Here is a 26,620-nt window from a genome sequence, read left to right as displayed (position 1 = left end):
CCGAGTGCCGGCGAGCCCGCCCCGCGCCGCCAGGACCGTGCAGCAACCGCCCGAGTGCGTGCGCCGTACCGAGGGAACGACAGGGAGAACGAGATGGCATCGCCACCGACGATGATCGAGGTGCAGGACCTGACGAAGGTCTATCAGGCCGAGCGGGAGCGCTCCTGGGGCCGAGCCAAGCCACGTGACCCTGGGCGGCGGCCGGCGGTCGACTCGGTCTCGTTCGAAGTGGCCCGCGGCGAACTGTTCGTCATCATGGGCCTGTCCGGATCAGGTAAGTCGACGCTGCTCAGAATGCTCAACCGGCTGGTCGAGCCGACCGCCGGGACCGTGACCGTGGACGGTGTCGAGATCAGCTCCGCCGCTCCCCGCGAGCTCCGCCGCCTCCGGAACAACACCGTCAACATGGTCTTCCAGCACTTCGCGATCTTTCCGCACCGCACGCTGCTGGAGAACGTCGCCTACGGCCTGCAGATCCGCGGCGTGCCGACGGCCGAGCGGGTCGAGCGCGCGAACTGGGCGCTGAACCGGGTCGGCCTGAAGGACTGGGGTGACGAACTGCCGTCCGCGCTGTCCGGCGGTATGAGGCAGCGCGTCGGGCTGGCCAGGGCGCTGGCCACCGATGCCGAGATCCTGCTCATGGACGAGCCCTTCAGTGCGCTGGATCCCTTGATCCGCAGGGACATGCAAGACCTCCTGCTCGACCTGCAGAGCCAGCTCAAGAAGACGATCGTGTTCGTGACCCACGACCTCAACGAGGCGATGCGCCTCGGTGAGCGGATCATGGTCATGCGCGACGGCAAGCTGATCCAGCTCGGCACCGGATCGGACATCCTGTCCAACCCGGCCGACGACTACGTGGCCGACTTCGTCTCCGACGTCGACCGCTCCCGCGTCGTCACCGCCGAACGAGTCATGCGCGAGCCCGCGGTCATGGCGGGGAGCACGGACCTGACGAACGTCGCCACCGTGGTCAAGGACACCCGGCTGATGGACATCTTCCCACTCATCGGCGAGGGCAGTACGCCGGTCTGCGTCCTGGACGACTCCGGTCGCCTCGTCGGCGAGATCTCCAGCACCACCCTCGTCCAGGCCTTGGCAGGTGGTCGCCATGCGTGACATCCCCGTGGGAGACGCCACCGAGCAGGTCGTCGACTGGATGCGCGAGAACCTCGCGGCCTTCTTCGACGCGATCTCCGCGGTCATGTTGTGGTGCGTCGACATCATCCTGCAGGCCCTCACCGCGCCGCACCCACTCGTCGTCACGGCGGCGGCGGCCGCTCTGGCGCTGTGGGCCCGCGGCATCGGCCTCGCCGTCTTCACGATCGCCGGCATGCTGCTCATCCAGGGCATGCAGCTGTGGACACAGGCGATGGAGAGCCTCGCGGTCGTCATCGTGGCTTCGATCCTCGCGGTCGGAGTCGGGATCCCGGCCGGGATCTGGGCGGCCAGGAGTCGCGCGGCCAATCACTTCCTGCGTCCCGTGCTCGACCTCATGCAGACGCTGCCCGCGTTCGTCTACCTGATCCCGGCGGTCTTCTTCTTCGGGATCGGACTCGTCCCGGGCGTCGTCGCCACATTCATCTTCGCCATCCCGCCGGCGGTGCGGCTCACCGAGCTCGGTATCCGGCAGGTCGACAAGGAAATGGTGGAGGCGGCCGCCGCGTTCGGCGCGACACCCAACCAGACCCTGCGGCAGGTCCAGCTCCCGCTGGCGATCCCGTCCATCATGGCCGGCCTCAACCAGGTCATCATGATGTCCCTGTCCATGGTGGTCATCGCCGGCCTCGTCGGCGCCGGCGGCCTCGGCTCCGTGGTGGTGACCGGCATCAGCCGGCTCGACATCGGGGTCGGCTTCGAAGGCGGCCTGGCCGTGGTCTTCCTCGCCATGTACCTGGACCGCGTCACCGGGGCGTTCCCCCGGGAGCGCAGCCGCCGGCGAACGCGCCGCGCCCCTGCCGGCACTCCCGCGCCGGCGCCCGAGCCGGCCGCGGACCCCGAACCGGTCGCCGCCCCCGCGAAGACCCCCGCCTGAACGAGCGGTCGCCGTACCAACTCCCCTGAAAGGAACACCCATGTCCCACCTCGGAAGGCGGCGCATGCCGCGGTTGACGGCCGTGGTCGCTCTCGCGGTCGCCCTGTTGCTTGCCGCCTGCAGCGGTAACGCCCAGTCCGTCAGTTCGAACGGCGGTGGCGGCGACGACAAGTCCGTCACGATCGGCTACGTGCCGTTCGACGAAGTGATCGCCGTCAGCTACCTGTGGAAGAACCTGCTCGAGAAGCAGGGCTACCAGGTCGAGATGCAGCAACTCGAGGTCGCCACCGTGTACCAGGGCGTCGCCAACGGCCAGCTCGACGTCTTCTTCGGTGGCGTGCCGATCACGCACAAGGACTACTGGGACCGGTTCGGCAAGGACTTCACCACTGTCGGCCAGTGGTACGACACCTTGCTGCAAGGCATCGCGGTGCCGAACTACTCGGGCCTGAAGAAGCTCAGCGACCTGCAGGGGAAGTCCGCGCAGTTCGGCGGGCAGATCGTCGGCATCGAGGCCGGGTCCGGTCTGATGCGGCAGACGAGCCAGGACGCCACCAAGACCTACGACCTGTCCGGCTACAAGATCATCGACGGCAGCACACCGGCCATGCTGGCCGCGCTGGACAAGGCGATCGCGCAGAAACAGAACATCGCGGTGACGCTGTGGACACCGCACTGGGCCTTCGAACGGTACCCGATCACCATGCTCCAGGACGACAAGAAGGCCTACCCGGGCAACGACACCTACAAGGTTGTCGTGAGCAAGGACTTCGCCGCGAACTCGGCGGTCGTGGACGAGTGGAAGGGATTCCACATGACCGAGGACCAGCTCTCCACGCTCATGCTGGACATCACCAACGCCGGTCAAGGTAAGGAAGACACCGCCGTCCAGGACTGGATCGCCAAGAACCAGGCGGTCGCGGACGGCTGGACCGCCAAGAAGTAGCTTGCTGCGGAGGTGGTTGTCGCCGGATCAGAGCAGGGCCCGGACCTCCTGCTCGAAGTGGACGACATGGTTGCGGGCCAGCTCGGCCGCTCCGTCCGCGTCGCCGGCGACGACCGCTTCCAGGAGCGGGCCGTGCTCACTGATATGGCCGGCCATACCCGGCAGGCGCTGGATGAACAGGCACCAGATCCGGTTCGCCAGGTTGTCGTAGCGGACCAAGGTGTCCTCGAGGTACGGGTTGTGTGTCGCCGCGTACAGCGCGCGGTGCGCCTGCAGGTCCAATCGCATCAGGTCGCGCGCCTCCATCCGCGAGGTCGCGTCCGACTGAAGCGTGTCGGCCAACTCGCGCAGCGACGCACGCTCGGGTGCGGTGGCCCGGCGCGCCGCTCCCGCAGCCGCGATCGGCTCCAGGTGCTGACGCACCTCGGAGATGTGGGCCAGATCGGTGATGTTGACGTCGGTGGCGAAGGTGCCGCGCCGCGGATAAGCGACGACCAGTCGCTCGTAGGCGAGCCGCTTCAGGGCCTCCCGGACCGGAGTGCGGCCGATGCCCAGCACAGCGCCCAGCTGATCCTCGTTGATCGGGCTGCCGGGACGAATATCCAGCATCACCAGGCGATCGCGGATCTCGTGGTAGGCGCGGTCCGACAGCGATTCGGCCGCGTCCCCCGCCAGGACGGCGCGGCCCGGACCGTGAGAAGTGTTGACGTGCTCCGACATATGACGTACGTTACCGGAACAATTGATATATCAGTTGGTTTTCAATCGTGCACCAGGGTGGAGGCCCTCATCGTGACCGCATCCCATGACCTCGGCCTCGCGGCGTTCGACCCTGAGGTCCACCGCGCCATCACCGCCGAGCTCCACCGCCAGCAGTCGACGCTGGAGATGATCGCGTCGGAGAACTTCGCGCCGCGGGCGGTCATGCAGGCCCAGGGTTCGGTGCTGACGAACAAGTACGCCGAGGGTTATCCGGGGCGCCGGTACTACGGTGGCTGCGAGCACGTCGACGTGGTCGAGCAGCTCGCGATCGACCGGGTCAAGGCGCTGTTCGGCGCGGAGGCGGCGAACGTGCAGCCGCACTCCGGCGCGCAGGCGAACGCGGCCGCGATGTTCGCGCTGCTCGACCCCGGGGACACCATCCTGGGCCTCGACCTGGCGCACGGCGGCCACCTCACGCACGGGATGCGGATCAACTTCTCCGGCAAGCTCTACAACGTCGTGGCCTACCAGGTCTCGTCCGACGACTTCCGGATCGACATGGCCGAGGTCGAGCGGCTGGCCGTCGAGCACCGGCCGAAGCTGATCGTGGCCGGCTGGTCGGCCTACCCCCGGCAGCTCGACTTCGCCGGGTTCCGCCGGATCGCGGACCTGGTCGGCGCGTACCTGATGGTCGACATGGCGCACTTCTCCGGCCTGGTCGCCACCGGCCTGCACCCGAACCCGGTGCCGTACGCCGACGTCGTGACCACCACGACGCACAAGACGCTCGGCGGCCCGCGCGGCGGGGTGATCCTAAGCAGGGCCGAGCTGGCGAAGAAGATCAACTCGGCGGTCTTTCCCGGCCAGCAGGGTGGCCCGCTGGAGCACGTGATCGCGGCCAAGGCGGTGGCGTTCAAGCTCGCGGCTGCGGCCGAGTTCCGGGACCGCCAGCAGCGCACGCTCGAGGGCGCGCAGATCCTGGCCCGCCGGCTGTCGGCGGCCGACGTCGCCGCGGCCGGCATCTCGGTGCTCACCGGCGGGACCGACGTCCACCTGGTGCTGGTCGACCTGCGCAACAGCGAGCTCGACGGTCAGCAGGCAGAAGACCGGCTGCACGCGATCGGGATCACCGTCAACCGCAACGCGGTTCCGTTCGACCCACGGCCGCCGATGATCTCGTCCGGTCTGCGGATCGGCACGCCGGCGCTGGCGACCCGTGGATTCGACGGGGTGGCCTTCGAGGAGGTCGCGGACATCATCGCCGCCGCACTGGCCGCCCCGCTCGACGACGCCCGTGCGGCCGAGCTCCGCGGCCGCGTGGAAACCCTGGCAGGCAAATTCCCCCTCTACCAGAACCTCGCCGAGGAGGACACCGCATGACCACCACCGCACACCTGCCCGAGCACCCCGCCTGGCTCTGGCGAGACCCCGACCTCAAGTCCTCGTACGACGCTGTCGTCGTCGGTGGCGGTGGTCACGGCCTGGCGACCGCCTACTACCTGGCCAAGAACCACGGCATCACGAACATCGCCGTCCTCGAGAAGGGGTGGCTCGCGGGCGGCAACATGGCCCGTAACACCACGATCATCCGGTCCAACTACCTGTGGGACGAGAGCGCGGCGATCTACGAGTTCGCCCTCAAGCTGTGGGAGCAGCTGCCGGCCGAGCTGGACTACGACTTCCTGTTCAGCCAGCGCGGCGTGCTCAACCTCGCGCACACCCTGCAGGACGTCCGCGAGAGCACTCGCCGGGTGAACGCGAACCGTCTCAACGGGGTCGACGCCGAATGGCTCGAGACCGACGAGGTCGCGAAGGTTTGCCCGATCGTCAACGTCTCACCGGACGTGCGCTACCCGGTGCTGGGCGCGACGTTCCAGCCGCGGGCCGGGATCGCCAAGCACGACCACGTCGCCTGGGCCTTCGCGCGAGCGTGCGATCAGCTCGGCGTCGACCTGATCCAGAACTGCGAGGTCACCGGGTTCGTCAAGGACGGCAACCGGGTCGTCGGCGTCGACACCACGCGCGGGCGGATCAACGCCGGCCGCGTCGGACTCGCCGCGTCCGGTCACAGCAGCGTGCTCGCCGAGAAGGCGGGCTTCCGGCTGCCGGTCCAGTCGCACCCGTTGCAGGCGCTCGTCTCCGAGCTCTACGAGCCGGTCCATCCGACCGTGGTGATGTCGAACTACGTCCACGTCTACGTCTCCCAGGCGCACAAGGGCGAGCTCGTCATGGGTGCGGGAGTGGACGCCTACAACGGCTACGGGCAACGCGGGTCCTTCCACGTCATCGAGCACCAGATGGCCGCTGCGCTGGAGCTCTTCCCGATCTTCGCCCGCGCCCACCTGCTGCGGACCTGGGGCGGCATCGTGGACGTCGCCCCGGACGCCTCGCCGATCATCGGGGCCACCCCGGTGGACAACCTCTACGTCAACGCGGGCTGGGGCACCGGCGGTTTCAAGGCCACGCCGGCCGCCGGCTGGGCGATGGCGCACACGATGGCCACCGGCGAGCCGCACGAACTGAACCGTCCGTTCGGCCTGGAGCGATTCGTCACCGGCGCACTCGTCGACGAGCACGGCGCGGCCGGCGTCGCCCACTGAGCCCGAGAGCCCGAGAAGGAGCACCTCCGATGCTGCTGCTGACCTGTCCCTGGTGCGGACCACGGGACGAGACCGAGTATCACTACGGCGGCCAGGCCCACGTGCCGTACCCCGAGGACCCGTCTGCGCTGACTGACGAGGAATGGGCGGAGTACCTGTTCTATCGCGACAACCCCAAAGGCCCGTTCGCCGAACGCTGGTCACACAGCGCCGGCTGCCGCCGATGGTTCAACGTCGTCCGCGACACCGCGACCCACGAAGTCCACGCGGTCTACACCGGCGCGGTTCCACCCGCCCAGCCAGGAGGCGCACGATGACGCAGTCCCGAAGGCTCCCCGTCGGCGGCCGGATCGACCGCAGCCGGGAGCTCGCGTTCATCGTCGACGACGTCGAGTACGTCGGCCATCCCGGCGACACGATCGCGTCCGCGCTGCTGGCGCACGGACAGATCGGGGTCGGCCCATCCATCTACCGGAAGCGGCCCCGCGGGATCGTCGCGGCCGGCGTCGAGGAGCCGAACGCGCTGCTGCAGATCGGTGGTGACTGCTCCGAGCCCATGGTGCCCGCGACTGTCCGCGAACTGGTGGACGGCCTCAGCGCGCAGACGCTCTCCGGACTTGGGCATCTCGATCCCGCACCGGACCAGGCGCAGTACGACAAGAAGTTCGTGCACACCGACGTCCTGGTGATCGGGGCCGGACCGGCCGGCCTCGCGGCAGCCGACGCGGCCGCGGCCGGCGGCGCCCGGGTGCTCGTTGTCGACGAACAGTCGGAGCTGGGTGGATCGCTGTTGTCCAGCGGCCAGGAGCTCGTGGACGACCGGCCTGCGCTGGAGTGGGTGGCCGAGGTCACTGCCCGGCTCGAGGAATCCGCAGAAGTCACCCTGTTGCCTCGGACAACGGCCTTCGGCAGCTACGACGACAACTACGTCCTGGCCGTCGAACGACGGACCGACCACCTCGACGAGCCCCCGGCTCACGTATCCCGGCAACGGCTCTGGCACATCCGGGCCGGCCAGATCATCCTGGCCACCGGTGCCCACGAGCGGCCGCTCGTCTTCGCCGGCAACGACCGCCCCGGCGTCATGCTCGCGGATGCGGTCCGCACGTACCTGAACCGGTACGCCGTCACCGCCGGTCGCAAGGTGGTCGTCGCGACGACCAACGACAGCGCCTACGCACTCGTCGCCGACCTGCTCGCGGCCGGCGTCGAGGTGCCCGCAGTGCTGGATGCACGGCCGACGCCGTCAGACCGCGCCGCCGCCTGCGCTTCGCTTGGCGTCCGCGTGGACCTGGGCACAGTCCTGGTGGCAACACACGGAGACCCGCGGGTGTCCGCGGTCGAGATCAGCTCGATCGACGCCGAGGGACAGCTCGTCGGCGAACGGTCGACCGTCGCCTGCGACACGGTCGCCGTCTCGGGCGGGTGGAGTCCGGTCGTGCACCTGCACAGTCAGCGCCAGGGGCGGCTGACCTGGAACGCCCGGATCGCAGCGTTCGTCCCCTTCGGTGCCGTACGCAACCAGTTCGTGGTCGGCTCCGCAGCCGGCGAGTTCAGCCTGAACGCGAACCTCGGCGCTGGAGGCGTCGCGGGCGTTGCGGCGGCACGACGTCGAGGCTACCTGTCGGAGGTGACGACACCCCGGGGCGCAGGCGGCTGGAACGGAGCAGTACGACCAGTCTGGCTGGTGCCGGGCATCGACGGCGAGCCAGGTGAGTGGAACCAGCACTTCGTCGACCAGCAACGCGACCAGACCGTCGCCGACGTCTGGCGAGCCACCGGCGCGGGCATGCGCAGTGTGGAACATGTGAAGCGCTACACGTCCATCGGAACCGGCCAGGACCAAGGCAAGACGTCCGGCGTCGTCGCCATCGGGGTGATCGCCGCAGCACTGGCCGAGTCCGACCTCGGCGAGATCGGCACCACCACCTACCGGGCGCCGTACTCCCCCATCCCGTTCGCAGCCCTCGCCGGACGTGAGCGTGGCGACCTGTTCGACCCCGAGCGGACCACGCCGGTGCACTCCTGGCATGTCGAGCACGGCGCGGAGTTCGAGATCGTCGGCCAATGGCTGCGGCCCTGGTACTACCCGCAGCCTGGCGAGGACATGGACGCCGCGGTACGGCGTGAGTGCCGGGCCGCCCGCAACGGCGTGGCGATGATGGACGCCTCCACTCTCGGCAAGATCGAGGTCCGCGGCCGCGACGCCGGAGAGTTCCTGAACCGGATCTACACCAACGCCTTCAAGAAGCTGCCGGTCGGGTCGGCCCGGTACGGCGTGATGTGCAGGCCGGACGGGATGATGTTCGACGACGGCGTGACGCTGCGGCTCGCCGAGGACCGCTACTTCCTGACCACCACCACGGGAGGTGCCGCGGGGGTCCTGGACTGGCTCGAGGAGTGGCTGCAGACCGAGTGGCCCGAACTCGACGTGGTCTGCACGTCGGTGACCGAGCAGTGGACCACCGTTGCAGTCGTCGGGCCGCAGTCCCGCGAGGTCGTCGCCCAGGTGGCTCCGGAGCTCGACGTCTCCAACGAGGCCTTCCCGTTCATGACCTTTCGGGAGACCACGCTCGCATCCGGGATCCCGGCCCGGATCTGCCGGATCTCGTTCTCCGGCGAGCTCGCCTTCGAGATCAACGTCGCCGGCTGGTACGGGCGCGCGGTCTGGGAGGAGGTCCACGCAGCTGGCGCCGGCCTTGGCATCACGCCGTACGGGACCGAGACGATGCACGTACTGCGGGCCGAGAAGGGCTACCCGATCGTCGGGCAGGACACCGACGGCACGGTGACGCCCCAGGACGCCGGGATGGAGTGGGTCGTCTCGAAGGTCAAGGACTTCGTCGGCCGGCGCTCGTACAGCCGCCCGGACACCTCTCGCACCGACCGCAAGCACCTCGTCGGTGTGCTGCCGACAGATCGCAGTACCCGGCTGCCCGAGGGGACACAACTCGTCGCGCCCGGTGCACCCGCAACTGCAGTCGACGGGCCCGTGCCGATGCTCGGGCACGTGACGTCGAGTTACCACAGCGAGGCACTCAACAGGCCGTTCGGGCTGGCTCTCGTCGAGGGCGGCCGCGATCGGTTCGGCGAGGTGCTACTGGCACCGGTCGGCGACCGGTTGGTCGAGGTCGAGGTGACCTCGCCCGTGTTGTACGACCCCGAAGGGACAAAGCGAGATGGCTGACCTGACGAACCTGCGGCGGAGCCCGTTGGAGCACCTTGCCGATCAGCTGGCCGCAGCCTCGGCCGGAGCAACGGTGAGCGTGTCGGAGACGCCCTTCCTCGGGATGATCAGCCTGCGGGTGGATCCGTCCGCACCGGCCGCCGAGCGCGTCGCCGCCGTCCTCGGAGCGCCGCTGCCGACCAACTGCGGGGAAACCAGCGGGCAGACACTCTGGCTCGGCCCGGACGAGTGGCTCGTCGTCACCAGGAACGACCCGGTCGCGCTGGCCGACCAGCTCGAGGCTGCCATCGGCGAAGACCCTGGCCTGGCGTTGGACGTCTCGGCGAACCGGACGGTCATCGAAATCACGGGACCACAGGCACGCGCTGCCCTCGAGAAGGGCTGCCCACTAGATCTGCACCCCCGCTCGTTCGGACCGGGCCACGCTGTCGCCACCACTCTGGCCAGAGTGCCGGTGCTGCTGTGGCAGATCGGCGACAACCAGTACCGGCTCCTGCCGCGCTCGAGCTTCGCCGACTACGTCGCCCGCTGGCTGCTGGACGCGATCCGGGAGTACGCAGGCTGATGGCGCTGTCCGCGTTCGACCTCTACTCCGTCGGCATCGGCCCCTCCTCGTCGCACACCGTGGGACCGATGCGCGCGGCAAAGACGTTCGCCGGCCGGCTCGCCGAAGCCGGCGTGCTGCCGAACGTTGCCCGGGTGCGTGCCGAACTGTTCGGCTCGCTCGGCGCCACCGGCCACGGGCACGGCTCACCCAAGGCGGTCGTCTTGGGGCTTGAAGGCGCGGACCCGGCAACCGTGGACACCGACCTTGCCGACCTGCGGCTGGACCGGCTGCGGGCCGAAGGCCGGTTGCGGCTGAACGACGCTCACGCCGTACCGTTCGACCTTGACGAGGATCTGGTCATGCACCGCCGGCGCAGCCTCCCGGCACACCCGAACGGCATGGTCTTCACCGCGTACGACGCACTCGGAACGCAGGTGCTCGCGAAGACGTACTACTCGGTCGGCGGCGGGTTCGTAGTGGACGGGTCGGCCACAGGCTCCGACCGGATCGTCCCCGACGAGACGCCGATCAAGTTTCCCTTCAGCACCGGCGCGGAACTGCTGGACATCTGCGCTCGCGAGCGCATGTCCATCAGCGACGTCATGCTCGCCAACGAGCAGGCCTGGCGCTCCGAGCAGGAAATTCGCGACGGCATGCTGCATCTGTGGTCTGTCATGGCGCAGTGCGTGGAGCGCGGATTTCATCGTGAGGGCGTCCTGCCCGGCGGCCTGAAGGTCCCGCGCCGGGCACCTGCACTGTTCCAGGAACTCTCCGAGTCGTCGGGCCGGGACCCGCTGCACGTCATGGACTGGGTCAACCTGTTCGCGCTCGCGGTGAACGAGGAGAACGCCGCCGGCGGCCGGATCGTCACTGCTCCGACCAACGGCGCCGCCGGCATCATCCCCGCCGTACTGCACTACTACGTGTGGTTCGTGCCGGGCGCGGACGAGGACGGCATCGTGCGCTTCCTGCTCACCGCCGCGGCGGTGGGCGTGCTGTTCAAGACCAACGCCTCGATCTCGGGCGCCGAAGTCGGCTGCCAGGGCGAAGTGGGCTCGGCGTGTTCGATGGCCGCGGCCGGCCTGTGTGAGGTGCTGGGCGGCACACCGGAACAGGCGGAGAACGCAGCCGAGGTGGGGATCGAGCACAACCTCGGCCTCACCTGCGACCCGGTCGGCGGTCTGGTGCAGATCCCGTGCATCGAGCGGAACGCGATCGCCTCGGTCAAGGCGGTCAACGCCGCACGGCTCGCCATCAAAGGCGACGGCAGCCACAAGGTCAGCCTGGACAAGGCGATCAAGACCATGCGCGACACGGGCCGGGACATGAAGACGAAGTACAAGGAGACCGCCCGCGGCGGCCTCGCAGTCAACGTGATCGAGTGCTGAATCGGCAGGAACGCCATGAGCGATGCAACCCTGGAACACGTCCTCACCCTCGACTGCCCGGAGTCACCGGGCATCGTCCACGCCGTCAGTGGCTTCCTGCTGGACCACGGCTGCGACATCGTCGACAACCAGCAGTTCGGAGACCGGCTGGAGAACCACTTCTTCATGCGCGTACACGTCGTCTGCGCCGACGGCGTGGACGTCACCGAGCAACTGCGGGACGACTTCACGCCGGTCGCCGAGCGGTTCTCCATGTCGTGGCGGCTGGAACGGGCCGACCGCCTGAGCCGAGTGCTGGTGATGGTCTCGAAGTTCGACCACTGCCTGAACGACCTGCTCTACCGCGCCCGCACCGGTGACCTTCCCATCGACATCGTCGCGGTGGTCTCCAACCACCGCGATCACGAGGGCCTCGTCGCCTGGCACGGCATCCCGTTCCACCACGTGCCCGTCACCCCGGCGAACAAGCCCGAGGCCGAGCAAACGCTCATCGACCTGGTGGCGGCGTACGACGCGGAGCTGGTGGTCCTGGCGCGCTACATGCAGGTGCTCTCGGACGAGCTGTGTGCCCAGCTCGGCGGCCGGGTGATCAACATCCACCACTCGTTCCTGCCGAGTTTCAAGGGCGCGAAGCCCTACCACCAGGCCCATGCCCGTGGCGTGAAGGTGGTCGGTGCCACCGCACACTACGTCACCGCCGACCTCGACGAAGGCCCGATCATCGCCCAGGAAGTGATTGAGGTCGACCACCGGCACCACGCCGAGGATCTGGTCGCCGTCGGCCGGGATGCCGAGGCGGGAGCGCTGCAGAAGGCCATCCGGTGGCACTGCGAAGGCCGTGTGCTCCTCCACGGCAACCGCACCGTCATCCTCCGCTGACCAGAACGGATCGATCATGCAGGGCAAGCCGACCTCCGCATGCTCCTGCTCCGCGAGCCAGGTGGCCACCCAGCGATGTGCGGCGTACTCGTGATGCATGCGTGCGGTGAGCTCGGGCTCGAGGTTCCGTTCGTCCACGAGAGCGCAGCCGGTACGACGTTCGTCGGACTATTGCACGAGAAGCTACGCGTGCACGGCCGCGACGCCGTCGTACCGTCCATCCGCGGGCGGGCGTGGATCACCGGCATCACCCAGGTCCTGCTGGATCCGAGCGACCCGTTCCCACGAGGCTTCACGATGGGCGACCTCTGGGGCGAGACCAGCCTGTGAGCACCGTCGTCGCCACTCAACACCTAGCCTGACCGCAGCGTACGCGATAGCGCTTGTCACCAACCCCATCTGATCCTCAGCTCGATCGGCAACGAAGCGAGCGCCTTCTCGGCCTCCTGCTTCTCCGCCGCAGCCGCGTCGTACTCCTCACGCAATTCGTTTCGGAGCAGGCGTCACGACGTCCTGCCGCCGGACAGACATGACCGGATATGGCCAGACGCGGGGGTGGCGGGCGGGCGAGTCTTGAGGGGACCAAGTCAACCCAGGAGGGATCGAAAGTGCTGGCAAAGGTGTTCCCCATCAAACTGAAGGACGGCAATCAGGCGGCGGCCGAGGAGATCGTGCAGGCATTCGCGCCGCAGGGTCCGGCGGTCGAGGACGGGACGATGTCGTTCCGGGTGTACCGCGATCCGGCCAACCCCGACTACCTGCTGTTCGTCGAGCACTTCGTGGACCAGGCGGCGTACGACGCGCACACCGGATCGGCGGCGTACCGGGACCTGATCGCCGGAAAGTTCGCCGACCTGATCGTCGAGTTCGTCGAGATCGACCACGAACTGGTGGTCAGCCTGTGACGTCGGACGCGGCCCGGCGGCTCCGGGCCCTACACAAGCAGCCGCCGTTGGTGCTGCCGAACGCTTGGGACGCCGGATCGGCCCGGGCGATCGAGGCCGCGGGAGCCCGCGCGATCGCGACGACGAGCGCCGGCGTCTCGTGGGCCGCAGGTGTGACGGACGCGGGCGGACTGACCCGCACGACGGCCATGGCGGCGCTCCGGTCGATCGTCGCGGCGGTGTCGATTCCGGTGACGGCGGACATCGAGTCCGGGTACGGCGACGTCGAGGCGACAGTTGCCGACGTCATCGAAGCGGGTGCCGTAGGCATCAACCTCGAGGACAGCGCAGACGGTGCGCTGGTCGATCCGGCCCGGCACGCCTCGAGAATCGCAGGCGCTCGCACCATTGCCGTCGCAGCCGGCATCGATTTGGTAATCAACGCTCGTACGGACACGTACCTGTTCGGCGACGGCACCGCCACGATCGAACGGGCGAAACTGTACGCCGAGGCCGGCGCGGACGTGCTGTTCGTTCCCGGCGTAGTCGATGCACCGACAATTCGGAAGCTGGTCGAGGAATCACCACTGCCGCTCAACGTGATGGTCGGACCAGGTGCACCGACGGTCGCCGAACTCGCCGAGCTCGGGGTGGCCAGGATCAGCGTCGGGCCCGCGATCACAGCCGGCGCCTATGGTTTGGCCGCGGCTGCCGCGCAAGAGCTCCTGTCGACCGGCACGTATCGAACGCTGAGCACGGCGGCCGACCTCGGCAGACACAACACGCTGCTGCGCTGATCACGCGAGCAGGTAGGCGGCCGCCAGTGAACGCCACGGGCGCAAGTGCTCGGACTCCCCCTCGAGCGGCCACGCATCGCGAGCACCGAGTCGCATCGCCACCTGATGCGCCGCCTTCCTGCTCACTCCCGGCACCACCGCCAGCGACCGGATCAGCTCCTCGGCGTCCTCCCCGCCGTCCAGCCAGACGTTGCCTGCAGCAACCTCCTGGGTCAGCGGTCCGACCAGCTCAGGATTCGCGCTGACAAGCGTCTCCGCAGACGGGAACGCATGGGTGAGCCCATGGCCGAGCCCCGGCACCGGCAACCCGTGCACCTCGACCAGCTTGCGGAGTACGTCGTCAGCGGCCAGCTCCGGAAGGTGATCGCGAACTACCGCCTGGACGGCGACCTCGAACGGGCCCCACGCACCCGGCACGCGAACGCCCGGGCGAGCCGCCATCAACGGACCGACGACCGGATCATCGGCCAGGAACGCCCGGGCGAGGACAGGTTCGGAATGCAGGCCGACCAGGCGGGCAGCGCGTTCGGCGACATGAATGATGCCTTCCCAATACGGCAGATGCGCCTTCAGCAACAGATGATCGGCATCGCCCGGGCCGATCTCGAGCACACCGGGATCACCGTCGAGCGAGATGGTCCGGCGGTAGACACCGTCCTCGACCGACTCGACGCCCGGGATCGCGTGCGCGCCGAGGAAGGCGACCATCGCGTCCCAGTCGTACGGTGGGTTGTACGGCAAACGCAGTACCAGACCTCCATCCGCGGCCAGGCGATCGCCGTGACGGCGGCGTTCGCGGAGCTCGCGCGGTGAAGCGCGGAAGATCTCGCGCATAGCCCGGTTGAACTGGCGCAGGCTGCCGAACCCCGACGCGAACGCGACCTCCGCGATGCTCAGCTCGGAATCGTCCAGCAACCGGCGAGCGAAGTGGGCGCGTCGCGATCGCGCGAACTGGTCGGGCGTGACACCGAGGTGTTCGTGGAAGATCCGCCGCAGGTGCCGCGCCGAGAGCCCGACCCGGGCACCGAGCGCGGCCTCACCCGACTCGTCCAGCACGCCGCTGATGATCAACTGCACGGCCCGGCAGACCAGCTCGGGCGCCTCGTCCGCAACCGTCCCCGCGATCCGGTACGGCCGGCACCGCAGACAGGCGCGATAACCCGCGGCCTCCGCCGCGGCCGCGAGCTCGAACGTCCGCACATTCTCCGCCAACGGTCTGGCCCCACACCCCGGCCGACAGTAGATCCCGGTCGTTCGCACCGCCGAATACGCCACCCGACCACGCTAACCGCGCCCGCCGACACTTCGGCTTGGCAGCGATCGTGGGAGGCCGAACCAGGGCAGCACGGTGTTTTCGAAGCGGGTCATGGCGGAGATGCGGTTGCCGCTGAGGGTGAGGACGTAAAGACCGACCCCGTGGCGGACGCCGGTGGGTGCTCGCAGGTAGGCCCCGAACGCCGGCTGACCGTTGGCTCGCGTCCGCACCAGGTCGAACCTGCGGCCCGAGCCGAAGATGCCGGCGCAGAACCGGGCCGCGGCGTCTCGGCCGAGGTACTCGAAAGGCATCGGTGGCATCGACACGAAGACGTCGTTGGTCAGCAGGCCCACCAGCGCGTCGAGATCGGCGGACTCCCACGCGCGGACGAAGTCCGCCACGATCGCGTCCTCGGACGCTGAGCCCGAGACGGGAGGCGGTTCCGCGGTCCGCGGCCGGTGGCGCTGCAGGCCGGCGCGCGCTCGCTTGAGGGCGCTGTTGACCGATTCGACGGTCGTGTCCAGCATGTCGGCCACCTCGTTCGCGCGGTAGGCGAGGACGTCGCGCAGGATGAGGACGGCGAGCTGACGAGGTGGCAACACCTGGAGGGCAGTCACGAAGGCCAACGAGATGGCTTCGGACTGTTCGTAGCGTGCCTCCGGGCCCGGCGGCGTCTCGGTCGCACCCTCGATTCGCGCGTCCGGAAACGGCTCGAGCCAGACGACTTCGCCGAGCCGGGTCGGCTCGGGCGGTTGAACCTTGGGCACGTCCCACTCCTTGGCCGGGCGCCGGCTCGCCGAGCGACGCACGTTGAGGCACCGATTGGTGGCGATTCGGTACAGCCAGGTGCGCAGTGAGGCGCGGCCCTCGAACCCTTCAAGACCCTGCCAGGCGGCCAGGAACGTGTCTTGCAGTGCGTCCTCGGCGTCCTGGAACGATCCGAGCATCCGGTAGCAATGCACGAGCAACTCCTGGCGATACGGCTCGGTCAGCTCCCGAAAGGCGTCACCGTCCCCGGCCCGTGCCCGGCTCATCAGGTCGGCTGTCACCAACCTCACCTACTTCCCGCAGCTTGTCGCTCTTCCATGCTGTACAGACACCGGCCGAAGAGCGAACTGGGCGGCTGGACGGCGCCCAGTTTCCCGGCATCGCGGTGCCTACATCATCGACGGACCACCCAGGCACAGAACGGGACCAGAGATGATGCTGAAAGACAAAGTTGCGGTGATCTACGGAGCTGGGGGCGGTATCGGCGGCGCCGTCGCCGTCGCCTTTGCCCGCGAAGGGGCCAAACTGTTTCTCACCGGGCGCCGGCCGGCGCCGGTCGAGGTGGTCGCCAAGGACATCGTGTCGGCCGGCGGATCCGCCGAGGCGGCCGAGGTCGACGCTCTCGACGAGCAGGCTGTGGACGAGCATCTGCAGTCCGTGATCGATCGGGCGGGCCGCGTCGACATCTCGTTCAACGCGGTCGGGATCCCGAATGCGGAGATCGTGGGTGTGCCGCTGACCGAGCTGGATGTCGAGCGGTTCTCGCTGCCGATCGCGACGTACACGAGATCGTATTTCCTGACCGCACGCCTGGTCGCCCGGCGCATGGTTCCGAACAGGGCGGGGGTGATCATGAGCGTCTCCGCGCTCCACTCGCGAACGGGCATCCCCTTGGTGGGAGGCTACGGCCCGGCGCAGGCCGCCAAGGAGGCACTCACCCGCGGTCTGTCCGCCGAGCTGGCACCACACGGCATTCGCGTGGTCGGTCTGCGGCCAGCGGGCATGCCGGAGACCCGCACGATCAGGGAGGCTATGAGCCTCGCGCCAAGGCATCCGGCCTGACCTGGGACCAGTGGCAAGAGATGCTCGCCAGCAAGACGCATCCGCGACGGCTCATGACTCTCGACGAGCTGGCTGACGTCGCGGCCTTCATGGCCTCCGACAAGGCCGGCGGCATGACGGGAACCACGGTCAACCTGACGATGGGCGGCCTCGATGACTGACAGCCAAGCAACCAAAGCACACACGAGCAAGGGGATGTCCTCCTACTGTCCTGCGCGGCGCAGTTCATGGTCGTGCTCGACATCGCGATCGTGAACGTCGCCCTGCCCTCGATCCAGCAGGACCTCGGCATCAGGCAGAGCACCGTGCAGTGGATCGTCATCGCGTACGGCCTCATGCTCGGCGGATTCCTGCTGCTCGGCGGCAGATTGGCCGACCTGCTTGGACGCCGCCGCATGCTGGTGACGGGGCTGATCCTGTTCTCGGCCGCCTCACTGATCGCGGGCGTGGCGGGCTCCGCCGAGCTCCTGATCGGCGCCCGGGCTCTGCTCATTCGTCGGCCGACCGCCACCCAGAGCCGGATCTGACCGGTCGCATGGACGTCACCACATCCTGGCATCGGATCATCAACTGGCTTACCGCGCACGATCAGGCCACGGCCACCCTGATCAACCCACCCGCTACGGCCGTCGATCTCCGCTACCTCGAAGCGGCGATCAACCGCCCGCTTCCAGCTGACTTGGTCGCACTGCTCGAGCTCGCCAACGGCACAGAGCACCGCGCCATCCAAGGTTCACTCATCCCGACCCTCTACAACCTGGTCCCAGTGAAGGACATGCTGTCTACGCGGCAGATGCTGCAGAAGATCCAGCATCGGATCAGCGGGCCCGGCCCTTGGCCAGGTGCCTGCGATCCGGCCGGGCGGCCGACGACGGAATGGCTCGACAGCTTTCTACCGATCGCAGCCGCAGGCGACGCCGGCCACCTCTACGTCGACCTACGCGACGGCGACCAGTTCGGGTTTGTTTGGGAGTGGTACCCCGAGGGCGGCGGGGCATCGGCGCCTTGGTGGGGCAGCGTCAGCGAGATGCTCGACGACGTCGCGGCCGCGCTCGTCGACGGCCGACCGGCCCTCCGAACCTACTCAAACGGAGCCGTCTGGCCGGAGCAGCGGCTCTCGCCGCAGCTTCCAGACGTAGACGACGGCTACCTGCGGTGGTTCGCGGTGTAGGGCTCGATCTACGACCCCGAGTACGTCGAGGCCGAGCAGTACCTCGCGAACGCCTCCAGGTCGACCTCGGCGATGACGAGCACTTCGGCGACGACTGGATCATCGAGCCGGAAGCCTGGATGCTCATGCGATGCGGGGCGGTCCTGCAGTCACAATCGAAGCCCGCCGTACTCAAGGCACTCGTCCACGGGTTGCGCGGTTCATACCACCGGAAGACCGTGCACGACATCCTGACCGACATCGCACGCCAAGCCGTCACGCTGTGGCGGGTGGACCTCGTTGTGGAGATGTGCGACGAGCCCACCTTCACAGCCGAGGGAGACGACGAGGACTTTCGCATCTACTGGTTCGCCTCACTTACCAAGATCAAGCGGTCACAGGTGGGTTGTGCGAAACGACACCGGCTTGCACGCGCAGCTCACATTGGCGGGCACTCCGACGCTCGGTCAGCGATGCTTGGCCGCCCGATTCCGCACATGTTCAGTGATGCTGGCTGAGGGCGAAACGGGCGCGAAGCAGGTCGGCGGCGCGTGAGCTGTGGCCGACGAGCAGGTCGAATTCTCCGGGCTCGACGATCCGTCGCCCTTCGGCGTCGACCAGGGAGCATTCCGCGGCGGGGATCGCCAGCCGGACCCGTACACTCTCACCGGGAGGAACCGCGACCTGTCGCCAGGTCTTGAGTTCCTGCTTTGCCCACGTGGCGCTCGTGACCAGGTCGCTGATGTAGGCCTGCACGGTCTCCAGCACCGGTCGGTCGCCGGTGTTGGAGACGGTTACCTCGGCGCGAACTACGTCGTCCAATGCCACGACTTCATCGAGTAGGGCCAGGTCGGCGTACTCGATTGTGCTGTAGGACAGGCCCTCCCCGAAGACGAAGAGTGGTTCCTGGGTCAGGTCGGAGTAACGGTCACCATGCTGGCCGCGCACCTGGTTGTAGTAGACAGGCTGCTGCCCAACATGGCGTGGCACGGACAAGGGCATGCGCCCCGACGGCTCGATGAGACCAAGTACGAGCTCAGCCACGGCCTGACCGCCTCGCATACCTGGGTTGAACGCGTCGATCAGCGCTGCCGCCGCCAGCGCCGCCTCGGGGAGTACTGAAGGCTTGCCGTGGAGCAGCACCACGACGACGGGTGTGCCGGTGGCGGCGAGGGCCTCGAGGAGGGCGACCTGTCCGCCCTGTAGATCCAGGGTCGCGGTCGAGCAACCTTCCCCCGTCAACGCAACGGTGTCTCCGACAACGGCGACAACGTAATCGGCTGCGCGCGCGAGGCTCACCGCCTCCGCGATCAGAGCCTCGTCCACTGGAGCCGGCGCAAACAGGGGCGGACGTGGCTGTCCGTCGGGGTACATCGGTCCTTGCGGGTCCGGTACGAGGCGCTCGATGTCGGCGCCTCGGGCGTAGGTGACCGTCCACTCGTCGGGAACGGCTGCACGGAACCCGTCGAGCACCGTGGTGACGGTCTCGCGCGGGTGCCCGTCCGGCATCCAGTCCACCTGACCGGATGCGCCGGCCCAGTCGCCGAGCATGGCCTGCGGGTCGTCGCCGTTGGGACCGATCACGGCAATCGTGCGCGGGCCCCCAGCGGTGACCGTGTGACCCTGGCCGTCGGCGGTCGATCCGCCGTCGAGGGGCAAGGTGCCGTCGTTGCGCAACAGCACCAGCGACCTCCGGGCGAGTTCGAGGTTGAGGGCGGTGTGCTCGGCGCACCCGATCGCGTCGGCCTGGCGTGCCCGGTCCGGCGCGCGGGGGTCCTCGAACAGGCCCAGTTCCAGTTTCAGCCGCAGGATCCGCCGGACGGCCTCGTCGATCGTCTCCTCTGCCAGTCGCCCCTGCGCGACTGCTTCCTGGGCGCCCTCGAAGAAGTCCGGCGTGGTCATCACCAGGTCGTTTCCGGCCTGCACCGCGACCACTGCTGCCTCGACGGCATCTGCGCAGACCTTCTGCTCCCACACCATCCGGCCCACGTTGTCCCAGTCGGTCACGAGCGTGCCGGTGAACTCCCATTCGCCCTTGAGGACGTCGTTCAAGAGCCACTTGTTCGCCGTGATCGGGACCCCGTCCATCGCCTGGTAGCCGAGCATGAACGTGCGGCAGCCCTCGCGAGCAGCTCTCTCGAACGGCGGCAGGAACCAGGAGCGCAGCTTGCGCCGGCTCAGGTCCGCCTCGCTCGCGTCGCGTCCGCCCTGCGTCTCCGAGTAGCCCGCGAAGTGCTTGGCGCACGCCAGGATTGCCGTCGGGTCGTCCAGTCCCGCTCCCTGATACCCGCGGACCATCGCAGCACCCAGCTCCCCGATGAGCAGGGGGTCCTCCCCGAAGGTCTCGTTCACCCGGCCCCATCGCAGGTCGCGGGTGATGCACAGCACCGGTGAGAAGGTCCAATGGATACCCGTCGCGGCGACTTCCACCGCGGTCGCCCGGGCCATCCGCTCGACGAGCTCGGTATCCCAGGTGCAGGCCATTCCCAGCTGGGTGGGGAAGATCGTGGCACCCGGCCAGAACGAATGGCCGTGGATGCAGTCGTCAGCGGTGAGCAGCGGGATACCCAGCCTGGTGGAGGCCGCCAGCTCGACGGCGGCGAGCATGCGCTCGGGCGAGGCATGCAAGATCGACCCGGCCAGCTTCGTGGCCACGACGTCTTCCAGGTCGTCCCGGGCGTCCAGTTGCAGCATCTGTCCGACCTTTTCCGGCAGCGTCATGCGGGCGAGGAGATCCTCGAGGCGCTCCTCGAGCGGTCTCGAAGCGTCCCGGTAGGTCGGCGAGGTCATGGTCAGTGGGCTTCCTGTGCGTTCTGGGCCGGGGTTCTGTCGAGACTATGCATCCGACGCGAGCTTGCGGTCACGCTCTCCTCGACGCGCCAGTAAGGTCACTGATGGGCAGCAGGTCAGGCCGGCGCGTCGCCACGATCAGCGGTGTGCCCTGCCGCAGTGGATGTGTCGCGCCCGCTACCTCGACGCTCGTCGGGAGCCCTCCGGTCAGCGTGATCGTGGTGTGCTCCGGGCCGATCGCGACGTCGAACTCGCGTCCCTGCCACAGCATCCGGCGCAGTGTGAGGCCGTCCAAGGGAGGTGGCAGGGTCGGGTCGAGCCTGAGTCGGTCTTCACGCCAGCGCATCCCGCTGAAGCCGTAGAGGAACACCTGCAGGAAACCGCCCTGTCCGGTGGTGAAGGTGAATACTCCTCCGTGCCGCTCCTCGGCGAACTGGTTGAACGGTCCGCGTATGAACGGGTCCACGCTGCGCCGCATGAAGTCGTAGGATGCGGACCCGGGCGTATCCAGTGCGGCGTGGGCGATCGCGTGGATGGAGTCGGTCATGGACGGACCGTCCGGGTCGGTGCGCGGCACGTAGTAGTCGAGATCGTTCCGCGCGACGTCGGCCGGCATCGGGTGCTCCCAGGGATACTGCAGCATTACCACGTCGGCCTGCTTGACGATTTCGCCGTCGTAGCCGTCGTACTGCGGATGGATGCCCAGATCCTCGTCGAGCGGGACGCGCAGGCCGTCAGCGACCCGATCCCACTCCGGGTCTGCGGCCACGCCCACGATCTTCGCCGCCTGGGTGGCGATCCGCAGGGTCCCCGCGGCCGCGACGTTGGTGTAGACGCTGTTGTCGACCGGGAAGTGGTATTCGTCCGGACCCATCACCTGGTTGATCTCGTAGCCGCCGGCATCGTCGGGTACGGCGGAGCTCACCCAGAACTCGGCGGCGCCCTCCAGCACCGCCCACGCCTTCTCGGCGAGCCAGCCGCGATCGCCGGTGGCGAGGTAGTACTGCCAGTGGGCGAGTGCGACGTCGGCGATGATGTGGTGCTCGAGGTCACCGGTTTCGAAGCCGGGTGGGGTCTGTTCGTCACCTCGCAGCGCGCTCTCCCAGGGAAACCTGGCACCCGCGAATCCTGTTCGGGTCGCATACTCCCGGGCCGCGGCCAGACGCTGCTGTCGATAGGTGTTCATACCCACCGCGATATTCGGGTGCTGGGCCAGCAGCGCTGGATACATCCAGGTCTCGGCGTCCCAGAAGACGTGCCCGTTGTAGCCGTCGCCGGACAGGCCGCACGGGGACAGGCTCCAGTCCACCCCGGCGCGGGTGCTCTCCAGCAGGTAGAACATGCTTGCGCGGACCTGTAGCTGCAGCACGGGATCCCCCAGCACCTCGATATCGGCCCGCCACAGGTCGGCCCACGCCGCCTCATGCTCGGCCAGCAGGTCGCCGTACCCGGTGTCCGCCGCGGCCGCCGCGGCGGCGCGAGCAGCCGACAACGGGTCTTCGGAGTCTTGGGAGCTGGCCACGCCGACGTACTTGGTGACCGTGTACGTGCTGCCGGCTTTCACATCGAACGTTGCCTGCACACCGACCGACTGAACCTGGTCTGTCTCGAACTCGGCGACGTCTGCCGCCACCCCGGTGGGCAGGTTCAGCCGCAACGCGAGCGCGGCGCTGATCCCCGTGCCGAGCGTGGTCACCGCCTCATGCGCCTCGGCCGCCGCGCCGTCGTACCCCTTGCTCGACCGTTCGGTCAGCCCTGCGCTAGTGCCGTCGAAGATCCCGGACACGCGCGCGCTTCCACTCCAGTGGGGGGTGAAGGTGAGCTGTACTACGGCCACCCGATGCCGCGCCTGGTGGACCAGTACCTGGTAACTGAGATCTGTACGGTGGCCCGCCGGCGAGGTCCACGTAGCTTGGGTAGTCAGCAACCCGGCCCGCAGGTCCAGCGTCTGCCGGTAGTTGCTCACCGCCCCGTGCTCCCACTCATCCTGTTCATCTGCCTGCGCCGTCTGTGGCAGCCGGCCAAAGGTGCCCGACTCGTCGGAGAACGCCAGCGTGGACCAGGTCGGGATGTTCGCGAACTTCTCGACCGGGCCGTCTTGGGCGAAGAACCCGGCCAGGTGCGCCTGGGTTTCGACCGGCGTCGTCGCGTATCCCATCCCCGCTGCGGGGATCCGGCCGCCGAAATAGCCGTTGCCGAGGAAGGTCGGCGCATTGTCGTCGTCTGTTTCGGTGGTACTCAGCGTCCACTCGGCGTCGGGCTGGGACCCCGTAGGTCCCAGGGCGTGGGTGGGGTTGTACTGGTCGGAGGGATCTCCGTGGGAGGTCAAGCGATCGCCCTTCCATGGCTGGGTCTTGTTGGGGAGATATGGGCCGGCAGTGGCTCAGGACTTGGAGCCGGACAGGGCGATGCCCTCGACGATCTGGCGTTGGGCGATCGCGAACATGATCAGCATCGGTGCGGCCAGCAACGTGGTGGCGGCCATCAGCGCGGGCCAGTCGGAGGTGTACTGGCCCTTGAACTGGTTGACCAGCAACGGCAACGTGAACTTGTCCGAGCTGTTGAGGAAGATCAGCGGGTAGAAGAAGCTGTTCCACTGACCGAGGAAGGTGAAGATCCCCAAGGCTGTGAGAGGGGTGCGCAGCAGCGGCAGGACGATCGTCACGAAGGTGCGGATCCGGCCGGCGCCGTCGAGCTGGGCGGCTTCCTCCAACTCCAACGGGATGCCTTTGATGTACTGGCGTAACAGGAAGACACCGAAGGCGTTGAACAGGGCGGACGGCACGATGAGCGCGGTGTGAGTGTCCACCCAGCCGAGCCAGCCCATGATGATATACAGCGGAATGATCGTGAGCTGGCCAGGGATCATCATGGTCGCGAGGAAGACCATGAACAGCCCACGGCGGGCCCAGAACTCGATCCGGGCGAACGCGTAGGCGGCCATCGCCGAGCTGAGCAGGGACAGGACGGTGACCGTCACCGCGATGTAGGTGCTGTTCCAGAACCCGCGGACGAAGTCGGCGCCACCGAGCGCGGTGCGGTAGCCCTGCAGGTCCCAGTCCTGCGGAAGCAGCTTGGGCGGCTGGATGAAGATCTCGCCCAGGGGTTTGAACGAGGAGAACAGCATCCAGGCGAACGGCAGCGCCATGGCGACGCCGCCGACGAGCAGGACCGCGTGCAGCAGCAGTGTGCGCGGCGCGCGCCCGGCGCGGGCCTTGGCGGTCGTGACCGCCTGGCCGGTGGTGTCGGAGAAGGCGCTCATTCTGTGTAGTGGACCCATCTCTTCTGGGCTGCGAGCTGGCAGCCGGTGACCCCCAGCAGGGCCAGGAACAGGAGGAAGGCGAGAGCCGACGCCTGCCCGAAGTCGAACGTCCCGAAGGCGAGCTGGACGATCTCGTAGACGACGGTGCGGCCGGCGTCCGGGGCCGCGGTACCGAAGAAGACGTAGATGTAGTCGAACACCTGGAACGAGCCGATGATCGAGGTGATCGACAGGAACAGGATGGTCGGAGACAGCAGCGGGATGGTGACGTGCCGCAACTTCCGCCACTCCGAGCATCCGTCCAGCTCGGCGGCCTCCAGGAACGTGCGGTCGATGCTCTGCAACCCGGCCATGAACATCACCAGCTGGTAGCCCAGGCCTTGCCAGATCCCGACCAGCGCGAAGGCGGGGATGACGAACCGGGCGTCCTGCAGCCAGTTCGGCGCGGGCAGCCCGATCGCGCTCAGCGCGTGGTTGACCGGGCTGATGTCGGGGTTGAACAGCCACAGCCAGATCGCCGCGACCGCGACCGAGGAGGTGATCACCGGGGCGAAGAACGCCAGCCGGTACACCGAGGTCAGCTTTCCGGCACGCTGCATCAGCACCGCGAAGAAGAAGCCCGTGAGCATCAGTCCCGGCACCTGCAGCACCGTGAACCAGACAGTGTTCACCGCCGAGCGCCGGATACGTGGGTCGGACAGCACATCCACGAAGTTGGACAGGCCGGCGAAGGAGCGGGTGCCGAACCCGTCCCAGTGGTAGAACGCCAGCACCAGAGCGAACACCAGCGGGCCCACCATGAACAACGCCAGACCCAACAGCTGGGGAGCCAGGAACAGGTAGCCCGCGACCGTCTCCTTGCGGCGCCGGCGCACGCGGCTCCGGTCGTGGTCCGGGATCCCCGCCTGCGCAGCGTTCTGGGACCCGGCGGTCAGCACGGCCATCAGTTGGTGCCGTTGATCAGCTGGACCACTTTGCCGCTGAACGACTGCGGCGTCTCGTTGCCCGCCTTGAACATCTTGTCCACCAGGAGCGGCAGCTCGGTGAGGACCGTCGGCTTGCCCGCGATCGCCCTGGGAACGGCGTAGCCCTTGGCGGCCACGTCGTTGAACAGCTTTCCGTGCGCCGGGTCATCGCCTTCGGTGACGATCTTCTCCAGGCCCTTCACCGAAGGCACCGCGTTGCCGCCGTCGGCCAGCCGGAACTCCTGCCCCCCGGCGTTCACGAAGTTGCCGAGGAACTTCAGCGCCTGGTCCTGGTTCTCGGTGTTCGCGTTGACCGAGAGCGCTGCCGTGTTGACCGGTACCGGCATGATGTCCTTACCGGACAAGGACGGGAACGGGGCGATGTCGTAGCCGAACTTCAGCTTCCTCACGTTCGGCAGGATCACGCGGCCGGTGGCGATGCTGCCCAGTTGGTTGGCGTAGAACAGCACGTCACCGCTCTGCCCCTGGGGTAGGGACCCGGTGTAGGTGATGTTTCCGGACTTGAGTTGCTCGAACAACCAAGCCAAAGCCTCCAGCGACTTGGGGTCGGCGTCCAACACCGCCTTACCGGACTCGTCGAAGAGCGTGCCGCCGAAGGTGGTGATCCATCCGAACCAGTCGTACCAGCCGCTACCGATCAGCAAACCCTTCTTCTTGGTGGCGCGGATCTTGTCCAACATGTCGGTCAGTGCGTCCTGGGTCCAGGTGCCCGCAGCGAACTGCGCAGCCGGGTCGGCGGTGACACCTGCGGCGGCCAGAAGGTCCTTGTTGAACCAGATCACGGCCGGATTGCAGTCCACGGGCAGCCCGAACAGCCCGGGGCTGCCATCGGCGGGCCTGCACCACTGGTACAGCCCGTCGTAGAAGTCATCGAGCTTGACCGCGGCGTCTCCGCTGTCCAGGTACTTGGTGAGGTCGAGTACCTGCTTGGTCTCGATCAGCTTGGCCATGTAGATGTCACCGACGTAGAAGGCAGCCGGAGCAGCTTTGGCCGACAACTGCGACAGCAACTTGGCGAGGTAGTCGCCCACCACCTGCTGGTACGTGACCTTGAACCCCAACTGGCCGGTCATCCTCTCGGAGAACTGACGGAACCGCTCCGACGCGGGTGGACCGTCCCAACCTGCCCAGGTCAATCCAGGTCCGCCCGAGGAGCCGCCCGAGGAGCCGTTGCCGCAGGCGGCAAGCGCGGGCGCGGCCGCCAAACCAAGACCGGCGAACATGCCCGCCTTGAGGAGGGTACGGCGGTCCACAACCGAGGTGGCGGCCACCCCCTTGATCACATTGCTGCGACTGAACATAGTCGTCCCTTCCGGTGGCGGTACGTCGCCGTAGAGCAGCTCTTGATCGTTTCGCCGCGTCACGGCGCCTGTTCGAGCTGG

The 26,620-nt window shown here is 68.0% G+C and carries 25 protein-coding genes; 17 read left to right on the top strand and 8 right to left on the bottom strand.

All coding sequences use genetic code 11. The features are described 5' to 3' along the window. Positions 1-93: 93 nt before the first annotated feature. The 3 genes from ACIBGM_RS04465 (at position 94) to ACIBGM_RS04455 (ending at position 2,981) form a co-directional block, all read left to right on the top strand. The gene (locus ACIBGM_RS04465; protein ID WP_360536161.1) at positions 94-1,119 is read left to right on the top strand and encodes a betaine/proline/choline family ABC transporter ATP-binding protein; all 1,026 of its coding nucleotides are present in this window, start codon (positions 94-96) and stop codon (positions 1,117-1,119) included. Next, entirely contained in the window at positions 1,112-2,035 is a 924-nt protein-coding gene (locus ACIBGM_RS04460) for an ABC transporter permease (protein ID WP_396384475.1), read from the top strand. Before ACIBGM_RS04465 ends, ACIBGM_RS04460 begins: the two co-directional genes overlap by 8 nt. A gap of 64 nt (positions 2,036-2,099) precedes the next feature. Beyond that, positions 2,100-2,981, top strand: a complete 882-nt coding sequence (locus ACIBGM_RS04455) for a glycine betaine ABC transporter substrate-binding protein (RefSeq protein ID WP_396384474.1) — start codon at positions 2,100-2,102, stop codon at positions 2,979-2,981. A 27-nt stretch (positions 2,982-3,008) separates the two neighbouring features. On the opposite strand, the gene ACIBGM_RS04450 is transcribed toward ACIBGM_RS04455, so the two are convergent. Then, positions 3,009-3,701: a GntR family transcriptional regulator gene (locus ACIBGM_RS04450; RefSeq protein ID WP_396384473.1), complete on the bottom strand. Its 693-nt coding sequence runs from the start codon at positions 3,699-3,701 to the stop codon at positions 3,009-3,011. 72 nt (positions 3,702-3,773) lie between these two features. Between ACIBGM_RS04450 and glyA the strand changes: the two genes are divergently transcribed. From glyA to ACIBGM_RS04400, 10 genes are all read left to right on the top strand, one after another. Next, positions 3,774-5,063 carry a serine hydroxymethyltransferase gene (gene glyA, locus ACIBGM_RS04445; RefSeq protein WP_396384472.1) on the top strand — a complete coding sequence of 430 codons (1,290 nt, stop codon included), beginning with the start codon at positions 3,774-3,776 and terminating at the stop codon, positions 5,061-5,063. After that, complete coding sequence (locus tag ACIBGM_RS04440) at positions 5,060-6,283, top strand: sarcosine oxidase subunit beta family protein (RefSeq protein WP_396384471.1); 1,224 nt, start codon at positions 5,060-5,062, stop codon at positions 6,281-6,283. Before glyA ends, ACIBGM_RS04440 begins: the two co-directional genes overlap by 4 nt. A 29-nt stretch (positions 6,284-6,312) precedes the next feature. Beyond that, positions 6,313-6,600 (top strand): sarcosine oxidase subunit delta, encoded by a 288-nt coding sequence (locus ACIBGM_RS04435; protein ID WP_396384470.1) that lies wholly within the window; start codon positions 6,313-6,315, stop codon positions 6,598-6,600. After that, positions 6,597-9,470, top strand: a complete 2,874-nt coding sequence (locus tag ACIBGM_RS04430; protein ID WP_396384468.1) for a sarcosine oxidase subunit alpha family protein — start codon at positions 6,597-6,599, stop codon at positions 9,468-9,470. The genes ACIBGM_RS04435 and ACIBGM_RS04430 overlap by 4 nt, the downstream gene beginning before the upstream one ends. Beyond that, positions 9,463-10,035, top strand: a complete 573-nt coding sequence (locus ACIBGM_RS04425; RefSeq protein WP_360517561.1) for a sarcosine oxidase subunit gamma family protein — start codon at positions 9,463-9,465, stop codon at positions 10,033-10,035. The genes ACIBGM_RS04430 and ACIBGM_RS04425 overlap by 8 nt, the downstream gene beginning before the upstream one ends. Continuing rightward, positions 10,035-11,405, top strand: a complete 1,371-nt coding sequence (locus ACIBGM_RS04420) for an L-serine ammonia-lyase (RefSeq protein ID WP_396384467.1) — start codon at positions 10,035-10,037, stop codon at positions 11,403-11,405. The genes ACIBGM_RS04425 and ACIBGM_RS04420 overlap by 1 nt, the downstream gene beginning before the upstream one ends. Before the next feature lie 15 nt (positions 11,406-11,420). Then, complete coding sequence (gene purU, locus ACIBGM_RS04415) at positions 11,421-12,284, top strand: formyltetrahydrofolate deformylase (protein ID WP_360517555.1); 864 nt, start codon at positions 11,421-11,423, stop codon at positions 12,282-12,284. 39 nt (positions 12,285-12,323) lie between these two features. Then, positions 12,324-12,614 carry a proline racemase family protein gene (locus tag ACIBGM_RS04410; RefSeq protein ID WP_396384466.1) on the top strand — a complete coding sequence of 97 codons (291 nt, stop codon included), beginning with the start codon at positions 12,324-12,326 and terminating at the stop codon, positions 12,612-12,614. A 278-nt stretch (positions 12,615-12,892) separates the two neighbouring features. Continuing rightward, positions 12,893-13,189, top strand: coding sequence for a putative quinol monooxygenase (locus ACIBGM_RS04405; protein WP_396384465.1), 297 nt, complete (start codon positions 12,893-12,895; stop codon positions 13,187-13,189). After that, positions 13,186-13,965: an isocitrate lyase/phosphoenolpyruvate mutase family protein gene (locus ACIBGM_RS04400; protein ID WP_396384464.1), complete on the top strand. Its 780-nt coding sequence runs from the start codon at positions 13,186-13,188 to the stop codon at positions 13,963-13,965. Before ACIBGM_RS04405 ends, ACIBGM_RS04400 begins: the two co-directional genes overlap by 4 nt. Here ACIBGM_RS04400 and ACIBGM_RS04395 read toward each other — a convergent pair whose 3' ends face one another. Continuing rightward, positions 13,966-15,225: an AlkA N-terminal domain-containing protein gene (locus ACIBGM_RS04395; RefSeq protein ID WP_396384489.1), complete on the bottom strand. Its 1,260-nt coding sequence runs from the start codon at positions 15,223-15,225 to the stop codon at positions 13,966-13,968. 24 nt (positions 15,226-15,249) lie between these two features. Then, on the bottom strand, positions 15,250-16,269 hold the full coding sequence (locus ACIBGM_RS04390; RefSeq protein ID WP_396384463.1) for a sigma-70 family RNA polymerase sigma factor: 1,020 nt from the start codon (positions 16,267-16,269) through the stop codon (positions 15,250-15,252). A gap of 154 nt (positions 16,270-16,423) precedes the next feature. Between ACIBGM_RS04390 and ACIBGM_RS04385 the strand changes: the two genes are divergently transcribed. From ACIBGM_RS04385 to ACIBGM_RS04370, 4 genes are all read left to right on the top strand, one after another. Beyond that, complete coding sequence (locus tag ACIBGM_RS04385; protein ID WP_396384462.1) at positions 16,424-17,050, top strand: SDR family NAD(P)-dependent oxidoreductase; 627 nt, start codon at positions 16,424-16,426, stop codon at positions 17,048-17,050. A 227-nt stretch (positions 17,051-17,277) separates the two neighbouring features. Next, the gene (locus ACIBGM_RS04380) at positions 17,278-17,577 is read left to right on the top strand and encodes an MFS transporter (RefSeq protein ID WP_360517537.1); all 300 of its coding nucleotides are present in this window, start codon (positions 17,278-17,280) and stop codon (positions 17,575-17,577) included. Between the two features lie 8 nt (positions 17,578-17,585). After that, positions 17,586-18,221, top strand: a complete 636-nt coding sequence (locus ACIBGM_RS04375; RefSeq protein WP_360517534.1) for an SMI1/KNR4 family protein — start codon at positions 17,586-17,588, stop codon at positions 18,219-18,221. A gap of 218 nt (positions 18,222-18,439) precedes the next feature. Next, positions 18,440-18,718, top strand: coding sequence for a hypothetical protein (locus ACIBGM_RS04370; RefSeq protein WP_396384461.1), 279 nt, complete (start codon positions 18,440-18,442; stop codon positions 18,716-18,718). On the opposite strand, the gene ACIBGM_RS04365 is transcribed toward ACIBGM_RS04370, so the two are convergent. From ACIBGM_RS04365 to ACIBGM_RS04345, 5 genes are all read right to left on the bottom strand, one after another. After that, complete coding sequence (locus tag ACIBGM_RS04365) at positions 18,702-20,990, bottom strand: glycoside hydrolase family 3 N-terminal domain-containing protein (RefSeq protein WP_396384460.1); 2,289 nt, start codon at positions 20,988-20,990, stop codon at positions 18,702-18,704. The two genes, ACIBGM_RS04370 and ACIBGM_RS04365, sit on opposite strands and share 17 nt — an antisense overlap. A 70-nt stretch (positions 20,991-21,060) precedes the next feature. Further along, entirely contained in the window at positions 21,061-23,319 is a 2,259-nt protein-coding gene (locus ACIBGM_RS04360) for a glycosyl hydrolase family 65 protein (RefSeq protein ID WP_396384459.1), read from the bottom strand. Between the two features lie 54 nt (positions 23,320-23,373). Beyond that, positions 23,374-24,252, bottom strand: a complete 879-nt coding sequence (locus ACIBGM_RS04355; RefSeq protein WP_396384458.1) for a carbohydrate ABC transporter permease — start codon at positions 24,250-24,252, stop codon at positions 23,374-23,376. Next, positions 24,249-25,196 (bottom strand): carbohydrate ABC transporter permease, encoded by a 948-nt coding sequence (locus tag ACIBGM_RS04350; RefSeq protein WP_396384457.1) that lies wholly within the window; start codon positions 25,194-25,196, stop codon positions 24,249-24,251. The genes ACIBGM_RS04355 and ACIBGM_RS04350 overlap by 4 nt, the downstream gene beginning before the upstream one ends. Then, positions 25,196-26,539 (bottom strand): extracellular solute-binding protein, encoded by a 1,344-nt coding sequence (locus ACIBGM_RS04345; RefSeq protein WP_396384456.1) that lies wholly within the window; start codon positions 26,537-26,539, stop codon positions 25,196-25,198. Before ACIBGM_RS04345 ends, ACIBGM_RS04350 begins: the two co-directional genes overlap by 1 nt. Between the last annotated feature and the right edge of the window lie 81 nt (positions 26,540-26,620).

Origin of the sequence: Kribbella sp. NPDC050470 (assembly GCF_044458365.1) — a bacterium.
In the GTDB taxonomy this organism is placed as follows: Bacteria; Actinomycetota; Actinomycetes; order Propionibacteriales; family Kribbellaceae; genus Kribbella.
This window is presented reverse-complemented; position numbering and strand designations above follow the sequence as displayed.